This window comes from Methylobacterium litchii, assembly GCF_038442315.1.
Taxonomy (GTDB): domain Bacteria; phylum Pseudomonadota; class Alphaproteobacteria; order Rhizobiales; family Beijerinckiaceae; genus Methylobacterium; species Methylobacterium litchii.
Window position 1 is genome coordinate 36,324 of the sequence record NZ_JBBXMY010000024.1, and the last position, 16,062, is coordinate 52,385.

General features: G+C 66.0%; 16 protein-coding genes and 1 pseudogene. 8 read left to right on the plus strand and 9 right to left on the minus strand.

Going from position 1 to position 16,062, the window contains the following annotated elements; all coding sequences use genetic code 11:
• Nucleotides 1–64 precede the first annotated feature (64 nt).
• From AAHF99_RS25035 to AAHF99_RS25060, 6 genes are all read right to left on the minus strand, one after another.
• Nucleotides 65–937, minus strand: a complete 873-nt coding sequence (locus AAHF99_RS25035; RefSeq protein ID WP_342167064.1) for a hypothetical protein — start codon at nt 935–937, stop codon at nt 65–67.
• On the minus strand, nt 934–3,891 hold the full coding sequence (locus tag AAHF99_RS25040; RefSeq protein WP_342167065.1) for a DUF927 domain-containing protein: 2,958 nt from the start codon (nt 3,889–3,891) through the stop codon (nt 934–936). Before AAHF99_RS25040 ends, AAHF99_RS25035 begins: the two co-directional genes overlap by 4 nt.
• On the minus strand, nt 3,888–4,085 hold the full coding sequence (locus AAHF99_RS25045; RefSeq protein WP_342167066.1) for a hypothetical protein: 198 nt from the start codon (nt 4,083–4,085) through the stop codon (nt 3,888–3,890). The genes AAHF99_RS25040 and AAHF99_RS25045 overlap by 4 nt, the downstream gene beginning before the upstream one ends.
• Nucleotides 4,086–4,105: 20 nt before the next feature.
• Nucleotides 4,106–4,531, minus strand: a complete 426-nt coding sequence (locus AAHF99_RS25050; protein WP_342167067.1) for a hypothetical protein — start codon at nt 4,529–4,531, stop codon at nt 4,106–4,108.
• A complete protein-coding gene (locus AAHF99_RS25055) occupies nt 4,528–4,746 on the minus strand; it encodes a hypothetical protein (RefSeq protein WP_342167068.1) in 219 nt (72 codons plus the stop codon). Before AAHF99_RS25055 ends, AAHF99_RS25050 begins: the two co-directional genes overlap by 4 nt.
• 339 nt (nt 4,747–5,085) lie before the next feature.
• Complete coding sequence (locus tag AAHF99_RS25060; protein ID WP_342167069.1) at nt 5,086–5,337, minus strand: hypothetical protein; 252 nt, start codon at nt 5,335–5,337, stop codon at nt 5,086–5,088.
• Nucleotides 5,338–5,446: 109 nt separating this feature from the next.
• Between AAHF99_RS25060 and AAHF99_RS25065 the strand changes: the two genes are divergently transcribed.
• Nucleotides 5,447–6,046, plus strand: coding sequence for a hypothetical protein (locus AAHF99_RS25065; RefSeq protein WP_342167070.1), 600 nt, complete (start codon nt 5,447–5,449; stop codon nt 6,044–6,046).
• A 381-nt stretch (nt 6,047–6,427) separates the two neighbouring features.
• On the opposite strand, the gene AAHF99_RS25070 is transcribed toward AAHF99_RS25065, so the two are convergent.
• Nucleotides 6,428–6,712, minus strand: coding sequence for a hypothetical protein (locus AAHF99_RS25070; RefSeq protein ID WP_342167071.1), 285 nt, complete (start codon nt 6,710–6,712; stop codon nt 6,428–6,430).
• A gap of 101 nt (nt 6,713–6,813) precedes the next feature.
• On the opposite strand from AAHF99_RS25070, the gene AAHF99_RS25075 reads away from it, so the two are divergent.
• From AAHF99_RS25075 to AAHF99_RS25090, 4 genes are read left to right on the plus strand one after another with little or no spacing between them, the layout of a single operon-like run.
• Nucleotides 6,814–7,419 (plus strand): hypothetical protein, encoded by a 606-nt coding sequence (locus AAHF99_RS25075; protein ID WP_342167072.1) that lies wholly within the window; start codon nt 6,814–6,816, stop codon nt 7,417–7,419.
• Nucleotides 7,420–7,421: 2 nt separating this feature from the next.
• Nucleotides 7,422–8,279 carry a hypothetical protein gene (locus AAHF99_RS25080; RefSeq protein WP_342167073.1) on the plus strand — a complete coding sequence of 286 codons (858 nt, stop codon included), beginning with the start codon at nt 7,422–7,424 and terminating at the stop codon, nt 8,277–8,279.
• Between the two features lie 12 nt (nt 8,280–8,291).
• Nucleotides 8,292–10,889 carry a hypothetical protein gene (locus AAHF99_RS25085; protein WP_342167074.1) on the plus strand — a complete coding sequence of 866 codons (2,598 nt, stop codon included), beginning with the start codon at nt 8,292–8,294 and terminating at the stop codon, nt 10,887–10,889.
• Complete coding sequence (locus tag AAHF99_RS25090; protein ID WP_342167075.1) at nt 10,886–12,832, plus strand: hypothetical protein; 1,947 nt, start codon at nt 10,886–10,888, stop codon at nt 12,830–12,832. The genes AAHF99_RS25085 and AAHF99_RS25090 overlap by 4 nt, the downstream gene beginning before the upstream one ends.
• Here the strand turns inward: AAHF99_RS25090 and AAHF99_RS25095 are convergent.
• Entirely contained in the window at nt 12,826–13,002 is a 177-nt protein-coding gene (locus AAHF99_RS25095; RefSeq protein ID WP_342167076.1) for a hypothetical protein, read from the minus strand. The genes AAHF99_RS25090 and AAHF99_RS25095 overlap by 7 nt on opposite strands.
• Nucleotides 13,003–13,301: 299 nt before the next feature.
• Here AAHF99_RS25095 and AAHF99_RS25100 point away from each other — a divergent pair, with 299 nt between their 5' ends.
• From AAHF99_RS25100 to AAHF99_RS25110, 3 genes are all read left to right on the plus strand, one after another.
• Entirely contained in the window at nt 13,302–13,697 is a 396-nt protein-coding gene (locus AAHF99_RS25100) for a hypothetical protein (RefSeq protein ID WP_342167077.1), read from the plus strand.
• A gap of 774 nt (nt 13,698–14,471) precedes the next feature.
• Nucleotides 14,472–14,795 (plus strand): hypothetical protein, encoded by a 324-nt coding sequence (locus AAHF99_RS25105; protein WP_342167078.1) that lies wholly within the window; start codon nt 14,472–14,474, stop codon nt 14,793–14,795.
• Nucleotides 14,796–14,896: 101 nt separating this feature from the next.
• Nucleotides 14,897–15,157 carry a hypothetical protein gene (locus AAHF99_RS25110; RefSeq protein WP_342167079.1) on the plus strand — a complete coding sequence of 87 codons (261 nt, stop codon included), beginning with the start codon at nt 14,897–14,899 and terminating at the stop codon, nt 15,155–15,157.
• Nucleotides 15,158–15,219: 62 nt separating this feature from the next.
• On the opposite strand, the pseudogene AAHF99_RS25115 reads toward AAHF99_RS25110, so the two are convergent.
• Nucleotides 15,220–15,932, minus strand: a pseudogene (locus AAHF99_RS25115) (IS630 family transposase); the annotation flags it as partial.
• Nucleotides 15,933–16,062: the final 130 nt, after the last annotated feature.

The window sequence follows — 16,062 nt, forward strand, 5'->3', positions numbered from 1 at the left end:
CGAGCGTGGCACTCGGCGGGGTCGAAGTTGCGGGAGAACGAGCCCCAAATGTCGGCGGCGGCGATCATCGGCCGAACTCCCAGATAGGCACACCCTGCGGCTGGCCGGGCTTCTCGCGGTAGGTGAGGTGGCCGAAGCTTACCTCCGTCGCCCTGATGGCGCGGACGGCCCCGGCGCTCGGCAGGACGAGGGCGCCGCAGGTATCGACCCGAACGATGCCGGCGACGGGATGCACTCCGAACAGTCGGGCGGCAGTCCAGCCCAACGCCTCGGCCTGCGGGCCGAACCTGTCGAGGAAGTCGAGAGCTTGGCTACGGATGCACTCCCATTCGTCGCCTCGATATCCGGGACACGGAATGGCGGCCGGGCTCAAAGCAACGATACCTGCGCGCCATAGGGCCAAGCCATCCTCACGCGGGATAGCGGTGAGCGAGGGGCGCAGAACTAGCGGCGCGCTCTCGGCCTGCTGACACTCGGCGCGGGCTTGGGCCTCGGCGGCAAGGCGCGTGAGCCCACAGTCATATTCGAGGAAGGCGGCGCGCTCCTCGAAATCGGGGAGAGCGGCGGCGAGGGAGCCCGGCAGAGCGGCGCGATTTCCGGTTTCTGTCTTTTTTTCCGGTTTTTCTAGAGAGGAACCGGAAAGCCATCCCATTGCCGGTGCAGGCTTTTCCGGTGTTTCCGGTGTTTCCGGCGCCTCTGCGGGCACATTTCGCGCGCGCCCACCCGCGCCCGCGCCCGTGCGCGCCTGGATGGTTTTTTCTGCGGACGAATTGTTAACCCTATCCGAGCGACCGGAAACCCCGGAAATGCCGGAAAAGTATTTTTTATCAATAGTTTGACGTTCCGGTTTGCCTTTCCCGCAAACCGGAAATGCCGGAAATGCGCCCCCGGAAAGTTCCTCTGTGGCTTCCTGAAACAGCGCGGCAAGGTCGATCATGCGCGCCCCCCTAAGTAGACGCCAAAGGATGTTTCGGCCTCTAGCGAACGGCCAAAGGCTTTCCGGGATAGGGCGTAGGCTTTCAGCTTTCCGACCTTCGGGACGTAGGAAACATAAAAGCAGTCTGGCCCGTGAGACTTGGCGATAAAGCCCTGTGCCTTGAGCGCCCGCCCGATCTCGATTTCTTTCAGGCTCTTGCCTGCGGCCTCAATGATCCGCTGCGCGGGGATGTAGACAGCTTCGTCGTCGTACCAGCCCAAGGCGTCGCGCATCGACACTCGGCCATTGTCATCCGGCACGGTCGGGTGAATGCTCGAACCCCACCGCTCCGCGATCCAAGCCCGCAGGTTCATCGTCGCCTGCTGCTCGGGGTCCAGTGCGACGGCATCGGACGAGTCCGCGAACCGCGCCCATGCCCATTGCACGGCACGAGCTACGTCGATTTCGGCGGGCAGGATGCCGAGGCGCTGAGCGAGGCGCCCGGCGGTGTTGAGGATCGCGAAAGGCAGGGCCGCACGGACGTGCTTGCCGTCCGCGTCACGGCCAGCGATGGCGCGAGCCGATGTATCAATGCCCTGGCGGATCTCTCGCGCCTGCCGGTGCGTCCCGGCGGCAATCATCGCCTCAACGAACGCGGGGCCAGCGTGCCCATGGTTCCGGTCTACCGTAGCGATCAAGTCCAGAACGCCTTGATCTACGGCGCGGTTGATGCCCGAAATGTCGATATCAGGGATGCGGACGGCCATGCCGCCCGCCCATTCCCCGCCGTCGCCGCGAACCTTCTCCTCAAGGCTCTTTTCGGCCGAGAACATGACGAAGGTAGACCATGTGTAGGAAGTCCGCCGCTGCGCGTCGCCGTTCATGCGACCTTTGCCAACGCCTGACGCCAGAGAGTAGATGATCCGGCCGAGTTCCTTGCCGTTGACGTGGCCTAGCTCGTCCATCGCGAGCACGGTCCCGTTGGATCGGGCGGCCATCAACTCGACGGCGTTCGCGGTCGCCCTGGCGCTCTGCAAGAGGCTATCCCGCACGTCGAGGGCGGCGCGGGACCACGCAGAAACGGCGAGGCGCTGGGCGGTGGTCTTGCCGCCCGATGTCATGCCCGACAGGTTGATGCCGCAGGTGTCGAGCCCGCACAGCGACAGGACCGGGGCGCAGAAGCCAGCGATGGCGCCGATGATCCAATGCTCGCACCGGGGGGCCGTGCAAGCTGCCGCCACGGCCTTCTGCCACGCCTCCAAGGTGCCACCGCGCGCGACGCTGGCGCCGATCCGCGCATTGACCGAGAGTTCGGGTGCGTCCTCGGCTTTAGGGCCGATAATCTGACCATCGGGGCAAACAAAGAACGGGTCCGCGCCCTCCTCCCCGAAATGCCAGCCCGGCCGACGAACGACGGCGATTTCCCGCTGCGGGTCGGCCGCCTTGAGCGCTTTGACGGCGACGTGCTCTCCATCGCCCTCGGTGCGCAGCCCGGCGGCGTAGAGCATGGCGCGGGTCTCGGCCGCCGCCTGACGCGCGAAGGTCGCACGATCCACGTCGAGGTTGCGGCGCCGCCCGCCCATGTCCTGCGCCACGATCCGCAGCCCGTAGGCATCGTCATCGTCTGCGAACCTCAGGCGGGCCAACACGCCGAACGGCGAGGCGACCGGCACCATCTGCACGTCGTCGCCAACCTTCACGGCCTGATGCACCCACACCCGGCCGCTCTTGGTGCGCTGATACCCGAGCGTCATCCCCTCCATGGCGGGCAGGGGGTAATCCGCCACAACCCGTTGAAGCTCGTCCTGGGCGTCGGAACGGCTCCGCTCCTCCTCGATTTCCTCGACCGTGGGGGCGTAGGTCATGGCGGCGAGGATGCCGGCACGCACTGCCTCCGATCCGCGCACGTTGTGCACGTCGAGCCAGTCCGTTGCGCTGCCGGGCTCGCCGGCTAGGGCGTAAGCGACGGCGACGGTTTCGTGATGCCGGATGCCGAACCGCCGGGCGGCTTGCTCGCCCCGTCGCGTGGGGTTGGGTCGGCTGATCTTCACGGCTTCGTCGCGGTCGGCGGCGACGGTGACGCGCTTTGTCTCGGGCCAAGGCACGAACGCCTCGATGCCGTTCGCATTGACCCCGGCTGCGACGTAGGCCGCGCCGGTCTCGATCTCCGGCCGGAAGGCGTAGGCCACGGAGGCGGCGGTCTCGATCCCCTCCGCGATAATGCACCAGGCCGCGCGGCGAGCGTCGCCCCAGATCACGACACGCCCGGCGGTGCTTTCCTCTCCCGTGCGCTTGGCCGACTTCTTCGGGTCTCGGGCCGTACCGTTGTCTGCGAGGCCGAGTTCCGCTTTTCCGGCACCGCTAGAGGCGACGTAGATCCGATGGGCGTGTCTGCGGCCTTCGGCGTCGGTCTGGCCCCATACGGTGCAGGGGTAATCCCCGACATGCACGGGCTTGCCGGTGCCTTTGCCCTTCGGCGGGTCGAAGTAGCCGAGCGCCCGCAGCCCGACCGTGGGCGTCGCCGGCATCGGCACCGCGTCGGCGGGGATGCCGAGCCGGTGCGCGAGGTAAGCGCGGGGCAGGCTATCGTCACGGCGCTCGGCCGGCGCCCGCATAAGGCTATCGGCGTCCGTTGCCTGCCCACCGCCCGCGCCTGACTTCTCGCGGATCAGATCGGCGCGGCCAACGATCTCCATGCAGCGGATCTTGGATGCCTCGAAGTCTAGGCCCTCGACCTTGCCGGCGATGTCAAACACGCTGTCGGTCTTGCGCTCCGTACAGGTGCAGATCCCCCGCCCCTTCGAATTGAGACGCCAGTCCTTCGCGCCTCCGTGGTTCGGGTAGGGGCAGTCAATGTGCTCTTTCTGACCCGCGCGCCAATGGATGCCGAGAGCGTTGACGATCTCGACTTCATGGCCTTCCACAGCCTGCTGCGCGTCTTTGGTGCGGACGTATCGGGTGGGTTCGGCCGTCATTCTGTCGGCCCTCCTTCCTGCATGGCAGACAGGGCGCAGCGACGATGTTCCGCCACGAGGCGACGGCCCTCCGCGCACGAATGGCGGTGCAGGGCGATTTCAAGGATGCCGTTTCGGGCGTCCTGTAGGGCACGCTCGATGGCGTACAGGTCTTCGAGATCGGCTTCCGCGAGCGCGGCCGGAATGCCGGCCACGGTGCCGATGATCGCGCGAGCTAGGGGCATCCCGCGCCCCCATCGTACAGCGGGCCGCCTGGGCGCCGCGCGGCAGCTTCCAGGGCGTGCTCCTTTACGCGAACCCAAGGGGTGCGGTCGGCGTAGAACCGCCACGCCCCGGCCGCGACTTCCTCGGTCTCGTCCTCGCCGGAAGCGGTGACGGGGCCGGGGATGAACATTCGGATACGGGCACCCGGCGCAACGCTCTTGATGAGGGTAAAGAGCGCGAGGTCAGGGGGCAGGTCGATCTCCCCGCCGACAATGCCGTAGCTTTCGATTTCGGCTTGCGATGACCGCCGAACGCGGTGGCGCCGCTCGGGGCGACGCTCGAAAAAGGCCCGGTCGCTGGCGACCATCTTGTCTACGTCGGCCGCAAGGATTTGGAGCCGGCGGCGTGCCGTGAAGGAAAGCGAACTCTCGCTCATGCACGCCCCCGTTCGTTCGAGGGGCGCAAGCTCGTGGCAGCTTCAAGGGCGGCCATGATCGTGCGGGCCGCGCAGCCCAGACTGTGGACCGTCGCGGCGGTGTCGCCGGTCGCGGCCAACGAGGCGGCAGCGGTGGCGTAGGATGCGGCGAGGCTGCACCTTTCGCGAATAGCGTCGTGCGCGAGGCCGGGGGCGATGGAATGGGGCGCCGTCATGCGCGCGCGCCCCAGCGGTCAACAGAGGCGAAGGCCATCTGCCCGATCTCGCGAGCCAAGGCATCGCTGACGGCCACGCGGGACAGAACCCGGCGGGCGCGGAGCGCGTCGAGGCTCAGTGGTTCACCGGAAAGGGCGGGGACGGGTTTTGATTGCCGCCGGGCGGCAGGTGGATTATAAGACAGGGGCAACATTCAAACTTTCATTCGGCCCCGGCGAGCGCCCTGCTTGTGCGGGGCCGACTTTTGTCTGCTCTCGGGATGGGGCCTTGGTCGCGCCGGCCGCTTCGGCGCCGGAAAAGGCGGCCTGCGGGGTGCTCCCCGCAGAAGGCGGGTCAGATCAGGCGGCGGGCCTATCGAGCGTGATGCCGAGGAATTTTGCGGCGCCTTCGGGGGTCAGCAGAAGCTTTCGCCCTTCTCGAACGGCTGGAACCTTCCCGGCCGCGATGCGCGCATAGATGCCGCTGGGCGACCAGTTGCTCCCCCATGCTGTAGGGCGGATCTCGACGTTGATGCCCGCACGAGCGTCCGCCTCTACCTCTGCGCGAACTTCATTCTTGGGCCGGGAAAAGGGATCCGGTCGGCGGCTCATGCCTGCACTCCGTTGTCATGCCACGACATCACACTCTATGTGTACGGTAAGGACATGACAGATGCAATAGGGCGTGCTAACCCCTGCACACCATGGACAGGAGAGAGTGATGGCGCGCCGAGTGAAGGCAGGAGAGGACAGGAGAAATCCGGTCAATACTCGGATCAGGGACACTCTCCGAGAGCGCCTTGAGGAAGCCGCTAAGCTTTCAGATCGCACACTAAGTCATGAGATTGAGGAGCGATTAGAGCGGTCTTTCGATCAACATGACGAATTACTAACGCGCTTCGGAAACTACAAAAATATATCCATTGTGACGGCCATAGTATCAGCCTGGAACGTCATTGAGATTGTCTCGAAAGAGACATGGACGGCTAACGCCGAAAGCGTGCTTATGGCTCGCGATGCTGCCTCTCGCGTCCTAGAGCTTGTGAAGCCTGACGACGGTAGCCGCGTCGATACTTCTGAGCCTGTTTTTACGAACGCTCTTGCCGCTCTCGGGGAAGTGTCCACTAGATATCAGGATCGGGATACTATTACTGCGATGGCCGCTAGTGTCGCTGTAGCTCTACGGCGCGGAGACCCTACGGACGAGGCATTTCAGGTTTTGGTAGATGCTGCGATGCGGTTCTATCCGCCGCTGAATGGCAAAGAGCCGGCAGCGCCAGAGCAGGCCGCCACAGCTGGGAAGTCATCAAAGGCGCGTTGAGCGGCGAGGTAAGCGCAAATATTTTTCTTATTTATGGACACGAAGAATAAGGCGGACGGCAAGTAAGAACAAATTTGTGACACAAGCGCCTCATGCGTGTTCTACTCCCTGAGTGCTTTACTCGGGGAGTTTCGACGTGCGCGCCGCCCATGACGACTTTCTGACCCTTCGCCTCCCGGCCGCGCTGCGCCGGGATCTCGACGCCGCTGCACGTGCTGGTGGCACTCACCTGTCTGTCGTGACGCGCACCGCGCTGGCCGTGGGGCTCGCCGCGATCCGCACAAACGGTCCCGACCGCGATCCGCCGACTTCGCCCGGCGCTGCCGCTATGCGAGCGGCAGCATGAAAAACCGCCGCTTCTTTTTTATGGTCAGCCTGGGTTTAGTTGGGCTTGTCGCCGCCTTGCGCAGGCGTCGCCAGCATCTCCATACCGTTGATGGCCTCTCGGAGCGCGTGAAAAGCTGTCCCGTTCCCACGCAGGTGAACGACTACTTTTCGCCGCTGCTTGACCCCGCCCTGTCCGTCTTCGTCCTGAAGGATAGCAGACAGGGTTATCCGGCCGATGCCACCCATGATCCCGTAGAGCGGGGCTTCATCGAACATGATGATGGGAGCCGTAGCGGATCCCTCCAGTTCGATGTCCGGTTGCTCGGTAGTGTCAGCCATCAATACGCCTCCGCTGGTTCTCTTGCGCAGGCCTTTGTAGCGCGCGCGGCTGCCTCTACCCCAGCCGGCAACCGTAGCATTGCCATCCCGAGGGCCGCGTGATGGCGGCGGACGACGATCAGACGCTCGGTGAAATCCTCGGCGTAAACGAGGTCGCACCGGCGACGTGGCAGGAGCTTGTCGGCGGGATCCTCCTCGACGCAGCGGCGAAGAAGCCGGAGGCCGCGTCCGCGCCGGTACAGATCGCGGTGAACGATCCGCTTGCCTGGGTGGATGAGCAGATCCGCGCTGCGACCGGTCGGCAGGTCGGCACCTTGCCGGTGTGGGTGCGCTTCTACCGCCCGGCTCAGAACATCGGCGCTCTGTTCGTTCTCTCTGCCCCGCACCCCCTTGATGGCGCCGACCTCGTGATGGTCGCCAACCGGGGAATGGTTACGCGAGGGCTGATCCGCGATGTGTGCCGCTGGGCCTTCTACGCGACCAACCTGACCCGCGTCGTCGTTCGCATCCCCGTCGAGCGCGCCGATCTTCAGGACTACGCCCGCCGGGCCGGCTTCGCGTTCGAGGGCGTCGCACGAGATCTCTACGGCGTCGGCGCTGATGGCCAGGTCTGGGCCATGTCGGCGGCCCGCTGCCGCTGGCTCCCGAAGCCGCCGCTCGCAATCCCTCCTGACGTGTCGCCGCCCTTTAGCCTGAAGGTCCACTGACCATGAGCTTCCTCGACTTTTTCACCGGGGGCGCCGGGCAGACGGCAGCCAAGAACAACGCCGCCGCGATCAACACCGGCCTACAGCAGGGCGGCAACGCGCTGCTCACGTCCTACGGGCAGGGGCAGAACTACCTCCTCGGCTCGGACCAGGGGCCGGGCGCCTTTCAATACGCCACGGGCGGATATGACCGGGCGCGCGGCGATGTCGCGAGCCAGTACGGGCAGACGCAGAATTACTTGGGGCAGGCGACCTCGGCCTATCAGCCTCTCGTCAGTAACGGTCTTAGCGCGCTCGGCAGCTACTACGACGCCATCGGCGCGAACGGTGCGGAAGGATCACAGCGCGCAACGGCGGCTTTTCAGGCAGCGCCCGGCTACGATTATACGATGGATAGCGCGCTGGGCGCCGTTCAACGCTCTGCCGCCGCTCGTGGTGGTCTCGCTGGTGGGAACGCTACTGCGGACATCTTGAAGACTGCGACGGGTTTAGCCAATCAGGGGTTCCAGCAGTACGTTGATAACCTGAAAGGCGGCGTCGGCACCTACACGACTGGAGTGCAGGGTTTGGCGAACGGCCTGACCACTCAGGGCGGAGCCAGCCAAAGCTACGGCAACGCCTTGTCGGCTCTCGGTACGGGGCAGGGCAACATGCAGGCCAGCATCCTCGGGCAGGGTGCGGCTCTGCAACAAAGTCTCGGCAACCAGTTCAACGCCCTCATCAACAATTCGACGGGTGCCCTCGTGAGCAACAACAACGCTCTTGCCGCGTCCCAGACGAAAGCCAGCGAGAACGCCCTCGGTGCCATCGTCGGGCTCGGCAAGTCCGCGCTCGACTTCAACCCCTTTAAGGGCCTGTAGGGAGGGCGCTAAATGTCGTTTGGGGAAACTTTCAGCGCCTTTGCTAGTCTCGGAGATGCCTACCGCCAAGGGAGGCAGCGGGACGCTCTGGCTGCGCTTGGCGCGCAGGTTCAGGCCGGCGATTATACCGGAGCGGCACGGGGCGCGTTTGAAGCCGGTGATCCGGGGGCGGCTCTCGGTCTGTTGAAGTTGGGCCAGCAGGCGCAGGCCGCAAAGGAAGCCAACACCGCCTTTGGCGCTCTTGGCGCCTTCATGGGTGGCGGCTCTGGCAACGGGGCGGAAGCCCTGGGCGTGCCGCGTCAGGCTTCGGGCTCCCCGTCCGTGCCGTCGTTCCTCGACAGTTCGAGCCCGAGCGGCGGTTACGTCGCGAACCTCTTCAGGCGTGAGAGCAACAACAACGATTTCGCCCAGGCGCCGACCTCCTCGGCCCGTGGCGCCGGGCAGTTCACGCGGGGGACGTGGAACGATCTCGCCTCCAAGCGGCCGGAGCTTGGGCTCACGCCTGTCGGCAGCGGCCAGGACGGGCGCACGGATCGCGCTCAGATGGTGCGGGCCACGAACGCCCTCACGGCACAGAACGAAGGCGTCCTTACTCAATCCGGCCTGCCGGTGACGGATGCCAGCCGCTACGCTTTGCACTTCCTCGGAGCCGGTGGTGGTCGGCGCCTCGTCGCCGGAGTGATGCGCAACCCCGATGCGCCCGCTGCGAGCTACGCGAACCCCGATCAGGTCGCGGCCAACCGCAATGTGTTCTTCAACCGCGACGGGTCGCCGAAAACCGGCGCGCAGGTGATGGCAGATTTCGGCCGCTCGTTCGGCGGCGGCGGCGCCTCGACAGTGCGGCAAGCGCAGGCCGCTCCGGCGCCCGGCCCGGTGGCCTACGCTGACGATGAGGCGGGCGTGCAGGCCCTTGAGACGCGGATGGGGATGACGCCTCCGGCTTCGCGGCAGGTGGCCTATGCCGGTGACGAGGCGCAGACGCAGGCCCTTGAGGCGCGCATGGGTATGATGCCGCCCGCCTCGCCCTCGCGGCAGGTGGCGAGTGCCGACCCGCAGGCAGATCTCCCGGCGCCGGGTGCGCAGGAGGCGGCCTTCTATGTCCCGCCGGGCGGCGCCGTCGCGAACCCCGCGCCGGGTCTCTCCGGGGCTGGTACGGCGAGCGCGCGGCCCGTGCCGGTGATGTCTCTGCCGTCCTCCTCCTCGAACGCTCCGGCGCCGGTTGGTAGCTCTGGCGGGCGGGTCATGCAGATGCCGGGCGAGGGGCAGGCATCCGACGATGCCGCCCCGGATCGGGCTCAGATGTCGGCGCAGGCCCCCGTGCATATCGCACAGGCGGGCTTGCCGCAGTCGGCGGCGGCAGCGGTCGGTGCCAGTCCTGCCGGATCGCAGCAGCGTATCGGGGTTCTGTTCCGTCTCGCGGCCATGCCGGGGCTTTCAGAGGGGCAGGCGGGCGTCGTCAAGATGCTGCTCGCGAACGAGATTGACCAGACGAAGCTTCCCGATACCGCGAAGCAATACCTGTTCGCGAAGTCGGCGGCCGGCGGTGGGTTCGATGGGACCTATGCCGAGTTCGCCGGCAAATCGAGGGACGAGGGCGCGAAGATCCAAGCGCAGATGAAGGCGCGCGAGGACTGGCTCGTCGCTCGCGGGATGGATCCGAGGGACCCCGGCAACCAAGCCTGGATCATGGGCGGGAAGACGACGACGGGCCACGTTCTCAAGCCGGGCGACATTCTCGCAGGTCCGAGCGGGCAGACGTTGGCGCAGAACGCCAGCGCGGCCAGTTCCATGCCGGATGAGACGGCCAACTTCCTCGCGGAGCGCGTGCTGGCCGGCGATACCAGGGCGCTCGTCGGTCTCGGTCGCGGTGCGCAAGGTGCCGAAAACCTCGCGAAAATTCAGGGGCTCGTGGCGCAGAAGGCGCGCGAACAGGGCCTTGATCCGACCGACATCCAACAGCGGGCGGCGGATGCGATGGGGTTGGGCGCACAGGCCCGGTCCCTCGGCACGTCGGCGGGCCGGATGGCGGCGGCGGCTTACGAGGCGCAGGGCGCTATTCAGTTGGGCTTGGATGCGTCGGCCGCCGTCCCGCGCACGTCGTTCGTGCCGCTGAACCGCGCCTATCAGATGGTGCAGGCCAACACGGGCGACCCGGCGCTCAAGCAGTTCGTCGCGGCGAACAACACGATCATCAACACCTTCGCCCGCGCGATCAGCCCGACCGGCTCTCCGACCGTCTCCGACAAGGAGCACGCTCGCGAGATGCTGAGCACGGCCGACAGTCCCGAAGCCTATGCCGCTGTCCTTCAGCAGATGCAGAAGGAAATCGACATGGCGCATAAGGCGCCTGAGCAGGCCCGGCGGGGGCTCGAAGCCGAGCGGCAGGCGGCCAAGCGTGCCAACGGTCAGCAGCCGGAGCGGTACACAGCGAACCCGATGTCTCCCTCGCCGGCCCAGCCCCGGCCTCAACCGGCTCCCCAGCAGTACCGCGAGGGGCAGACCGCCAGCGGCCCCGATGGACAGAAGGTCATTTTCAGCCGGGGTCAGTGGGTTCCCCTAAACCCCGCGCCGTCCACCACGGCTTCCCCGACTGCCGGAGGTGCCTTGTGAGCGAATTGCCCCCTGGTTTCGTCCTCGATGATGCCCCGGTCCCTGCCGCGTCGCCTCAGGCCAGTGCGCTGCCGGCCGGCTTCACCTTGGACGAGGCCCCCGCCCCGCAGACCGCTGCCGCCGATCCTCAGAAGGGCGGATGGGCCAACCTGCATTGGCCTACCATGCCCTCTTTCCACTCCGTGCTGAACGGCATCGAGAGCGGCGGCCAGGACATCAGGCGGACGCTGACTGAACCAAGCCCGCACGGGCCGAGCCTCGTCGGCATGCTGAAGGATGCCGGCCGGGCAGGGCAGGGGGCGCTGACCCTCACTCGTGAAGCCTTGGACGGCACCCTCGACCCGACCAGCGACGATGCGGTGAAGCGGGCGACCGAATTCGCCATGCTCACGAGCCCGATGAGCGCGGGTTCGGCTGCTGCGCGAGGCGGGGTGACGGCGGCTAGGGCCGTTGCTCCGCATGTCGCGGAAGCGGAGGCGTTGGGCGTGCCTCTGACTGCCGGCCAGCGATTTGCTGATCCGGCACTACTGGCTCGCGAGGACGCCATGATGGGCGGCGCGATGGGCGAGAGAGCACAGAGGATCGCGCAGGATTTTCGCACGGGGCAACGGCAAGCGATCACCGATGCCGCGACCACCATCGAGGGTGCGGCAGGACGTGGGCAGTCCGCCTTGGAGAGGAACCAGGATGCCGGCCAGGTCGTCATGGACCGCGTGCAGGATCTCGCCCAGACAGCCCGCAACGACTATCGAAGCCGCTACGATACCGCCTTCGCGCAGGAAGGCGCGCTCGACCCAGCCGTGTTCACGGGCCGCGCTTCGTCGGCGGCGACTGCCCCAGCCGATGCCTATGCCTCGCCGATCTCGCGGCGGATCACGGACGCCTTGGTCAGCGCCCCTGAACCTCACATCATCGATCCGGTTCTAACCCCGGTGGCGCATCGAGCCCTCGGCACCCTCGACAACATCGACAATCTGCGGCTCGGCAGCATCGGACAGCCCGGCGCGGGCGATACGGTCGCGGGCATCAACCTGCGCGGCGTGGATCAGGCCCGCCGGCAGCTCGCGGCGCACGCTCGCGCGGCAGCGGGCAATCCCGCTGATCAGAGGGCCATGCGCGGCGTCATCGACCAGTTCGATAACCAGATCCAGACGGCGATGGAGAACGGCATGTTCTCCGGCTCCGACGAGGCCCTGACCGCGCTCCGCGACGCCCGGCAGGCCTATGCCTCATACCGCCGAACGTTCACACAGCAGGGCGGCCGGGATGATGTCGGCCGGGTCATGGACGAGATTATTAGTCGCGACGCCACGCCGGAGCAGATCGCCAACCGGTTGTATGGCGGCGCGAAGGTCGGGCAGAACGCGACATCGGTTCGCGTCGCAGATCGTCTGAGGGACGTGCTCGGTCCTGAAAGCCCCGAATGGGCTGCGATCCGTCAGGGCGCTTGGCAGCGCGTGCTGGGGCCGATGGAACAGGGACCGCAGCGTGCAGCCGCGCGGATTGGGGAGTTTCTGAACGGCGACGGCCGATCCCTCGCTCAACGCCTCTTCACGGAAGACGAGCGCGGGAACATGCAGTCCCTTGCGAACGTGATCCGCGCCACGGCCTCACGCGCCGGCACGGCGAACGCCTCGCAGTCGGGCAACCGGCTTGCATCGCTGATGCGCAAATCACTGACCGCCATCGGCGCATCGCTTGGCGCGGCTTCTTCTCACTCGCTGGTTGGCTCTGGCATCGGCGCCCTTGCTGGCCGTAGCGCGGAGGGGCTTGGGGGCGCCTACAATGCGGGGCAGGCACGACAGCTTTTCGCCGGTCAGGTTCCTGTCACGATTGGGGAGCGCCTTCAACAGGTCGGCCGCCCCGTCGTCACGGCAGGGCAGCGGCGGGTGGCGCCTATCGTGCGGCAGTACATCCCTGTTCAGGATCAGTCCGCTCAGTAGTCCCGTGTTGCGTCGGGGGAGATCCCTGAGAGGGCGAGCAGACCACCGATGCCGAGCAGGAAAGCCCCGACGATGAGCACACGGGGTACGCCCTGCATCATGAGGAAAGCGCCCGACAGGGCGATGGGCGTACCGACGAGAATGCAGAGTAGCCGACGCCACCAAGGCATGAGCCCGTCTCCCTTGTCGTTCGAGGGCCTAGCATGTGCGAGGATCGGTCTCGCGTCGATAGCCTCTAGGATCGACAGGATCGGCTCAGGACGGGAGAAGCATGGCGGCCTGCTGAGGATCACTGGCGCACATGGTGCCACGGTGTGCTCACCGTATGCTGCGGCGTGCTGACAGGGCGAACCACAAGGTGAAAAGCGCCTGCCGGTCGCAAAATAAATTTGCCCGGCAGGCGCCGAGTGGCCGTTCTGCCTTTCATCGTCTCGGCCAAGGATGGGGCTTCACTCACGGGAGCCCGCCGATGCCGAACGATAAGCCCGCCTTCTCGACCATCCAGGAAGTCCGCAAGCGCCGCCATGCCGAGGTGTCAGCCGAGAGCGCCGCTAAGCGGAAGGGAAGGAATGCGCCTCGCCGCGATGATGTCGCGCGGATCGCCCTGTTCGTGACGCTGACACAGTACCGGGGGTCGAACCATGACACAGCCCGCGCCCTAATTCGGAAGGCACTGATGAGCCTCCTGACCGATGCCGGCTACTGCCCCGAGGAGGCCGGTGCCGTGTTCGATGCAATGGTCCAGCGGGTTGGCTCTGACCTCGATAGCTACTTCATGAAACGCGGCATTGGCCGGGAAATCCGCAACTCCTGGCGCGCTCGCAACGGCCTCGACCAGATCCTGTCAGCCGCTGAGGAGGAGTAACGGGGGAGTATGGGGGTAAGGGGTCAGCTGCTGATCGAAAAGTCCGTTACTTCCGCCTCTGGCAGTGGCATCTGTTCGGTATGACGACGCCCGACCGAGACAGTTGCGAGGTGCTGATCGACGGAGCTTGGACGCTCGTTTCGGTAGCTGAGGCGCACACCCATCACCGTGTCGCGAAGAAGCGCTGTCCGGACTGCCATGGACAGGTTCGCACCCACGGAACCTACGTAGCACAGCAACGGGTCGCCATGGCTCATCTCCGAAGCCACGATGGCTGCCCGAGGATCGTGCAGCGGTATACTGGTACACTGAGGCCGCATCCGGAAGCACTGACTTAAGAGGCCCCTGTCGCACCTGCGGGTGGACTCGTTCAGCAGCTTTTTCGCACCCTGCCACCGACGCAATCATACCCACCGCACGATCTTTCGGCAGAGCGGTGCGTGGACCTACGGCGCCCTTACCTCGCGAGGCAGTGGCGCACCGCTTCGTTCCAGCGCGATGTGAAGGGTCATGTGCAACACGTTGCACCGTGCCCAGGGTCAATGAGGCCCATCGCCAGAGTTAACCGGCGGTTGACCAAGTCCGTCCAATTGCTCGGATCGCCCCTGATCCTCCGACCGACTGCCGGGTTCTCCCGGTAACCCCGTCGAGAGGCATCGCCATGCTGATCCTGAACCCCCTCACTGGCCAAACCGTCGAGATCAGCATTCCCCGGCCAGGCTCTAAATCGGCGTGATCTGACTTCGCCCGGTGGATACTCGGCAAGCAGCGCCCGTGCATGACGACCTGGCCGGCCACGCGTGTGGCTGCCTATCCATCATCACTCACACCGAGCATACGCCTCGCCCCGTCCTGAACCCAGGCCCGACCATGTCTCCTGCCGCTCTCGACAAGCCTGCCGACCTGACCCTCTGGCCGACCAATCCCCCTGCACGGGTCGCCACCGGACGTAGCTTCTCCACCCTGCGAGAGGCGCTGACGGAAGCCGCAACGGCGATCAACATCGGGTATGCGCAGCCTTGGATCATCACCGAAGACGGCGATATCCTGGCCCCAAATTGGATCAAGGCGAACACCGACGAACGTCATCTGCAGTAGCTGGGCGAAGGCCAATCTCGGGGATCGGGAAACCGCCATCGCTACCTTGGTGTGGCAGGCGTCTACCGCTTCCGCTCAACTCGGGACAGCCGGATCGAATGATGAAGCTCGTTGCCATCATGGCGGTGATGACCCTGTGTGCGACTTCCGCGTCTGCACATTCTGATCGGCGAGAGCAGGGATGCGGCCTCGCTGAGCCGGAGACGACCGGATCGCTTCCAGCTGATCCACGCAGCCTGCGCCTGACCTCTGAGAAGCCAGACGTGGCAGATGCCGGCTCACTCGATGAGCCATGGCAACAGCAGGCGGATGAAGAGGCCGAACTTCGCCGCGAGCGCCTGGTCACGTGCGGCGGCGATTGATCCTGATGCGTATGGCTACCCAACCGCCGGCAGAGACTGCGTCACGCTAGAGTCGTGCCCTTTCAGGTTGGCTCGTAGGCATCGTATCCAGCAGCGGTAAGGTAGTTTCGGCACTCATCGGGCCGGACGGCGGCGAACGCGTCCTCGATGGCGATGGTCAGGTCGGCGGCGGTCCGTGCTGCCGCCGTTCGGAGGAGGGCTTTGACCTTGGCAAAGACCTGCTCGATCGGATTGAAGTCGGGACTGTAGGGCGGAAGGTAGAGAACCCGTGCGCCGACCGCCTCGATGGCCTCGCGCACCCCGGCGACCTTGTGGGCGTTCAGATTGTCGAGGATGACGGTGTCACCGCGCCTCAGCACCGGAGCCAGGGTGTCGGTCACGTAGGCGCGGAAGCGCATACCATTCGTGGCTCCATCGAAGACGCTCCTGGCGATCAGTCCCGTGGCGCGCAGGGCGGCGGTGATGGTGGTGGTCTTGTAGTGGCCGTGGGGCACGGCGATCCGGCAGCGCTGACCACACGGAGCACGACCATAGCGGCGGACCATCTTCGTCGTGGCGGCCGTTTCGTCGAGGAAAACCAAGCGATCCGGATCGAGGTCGGGTTGGCGATCGAACCAGTCCTCGCGCGCGGCCCTCACGTCCGGCCGCTCCTGCTCGGCCGCGTGGACAGCCCCTTTTTACGGGTGATCCCATGCCGGGCGAAGAAGCGTGACAGGCTACTCGTGCTGGCCCGGACGCCGCGTTCCGACAGCCTGGCGCGCAGTTCCCGCAGAAAGGATGTCAAACAGCGTTGAATTTTGACCCTGGATCGGCGTCGAACTTTGACCCCTCTGACGTGTGTGCCTCGACGCCCCCTGATCAGACCGGCGTAGCGGGTCGGGGTAGCGCAGCCGGGCTGATCAGGG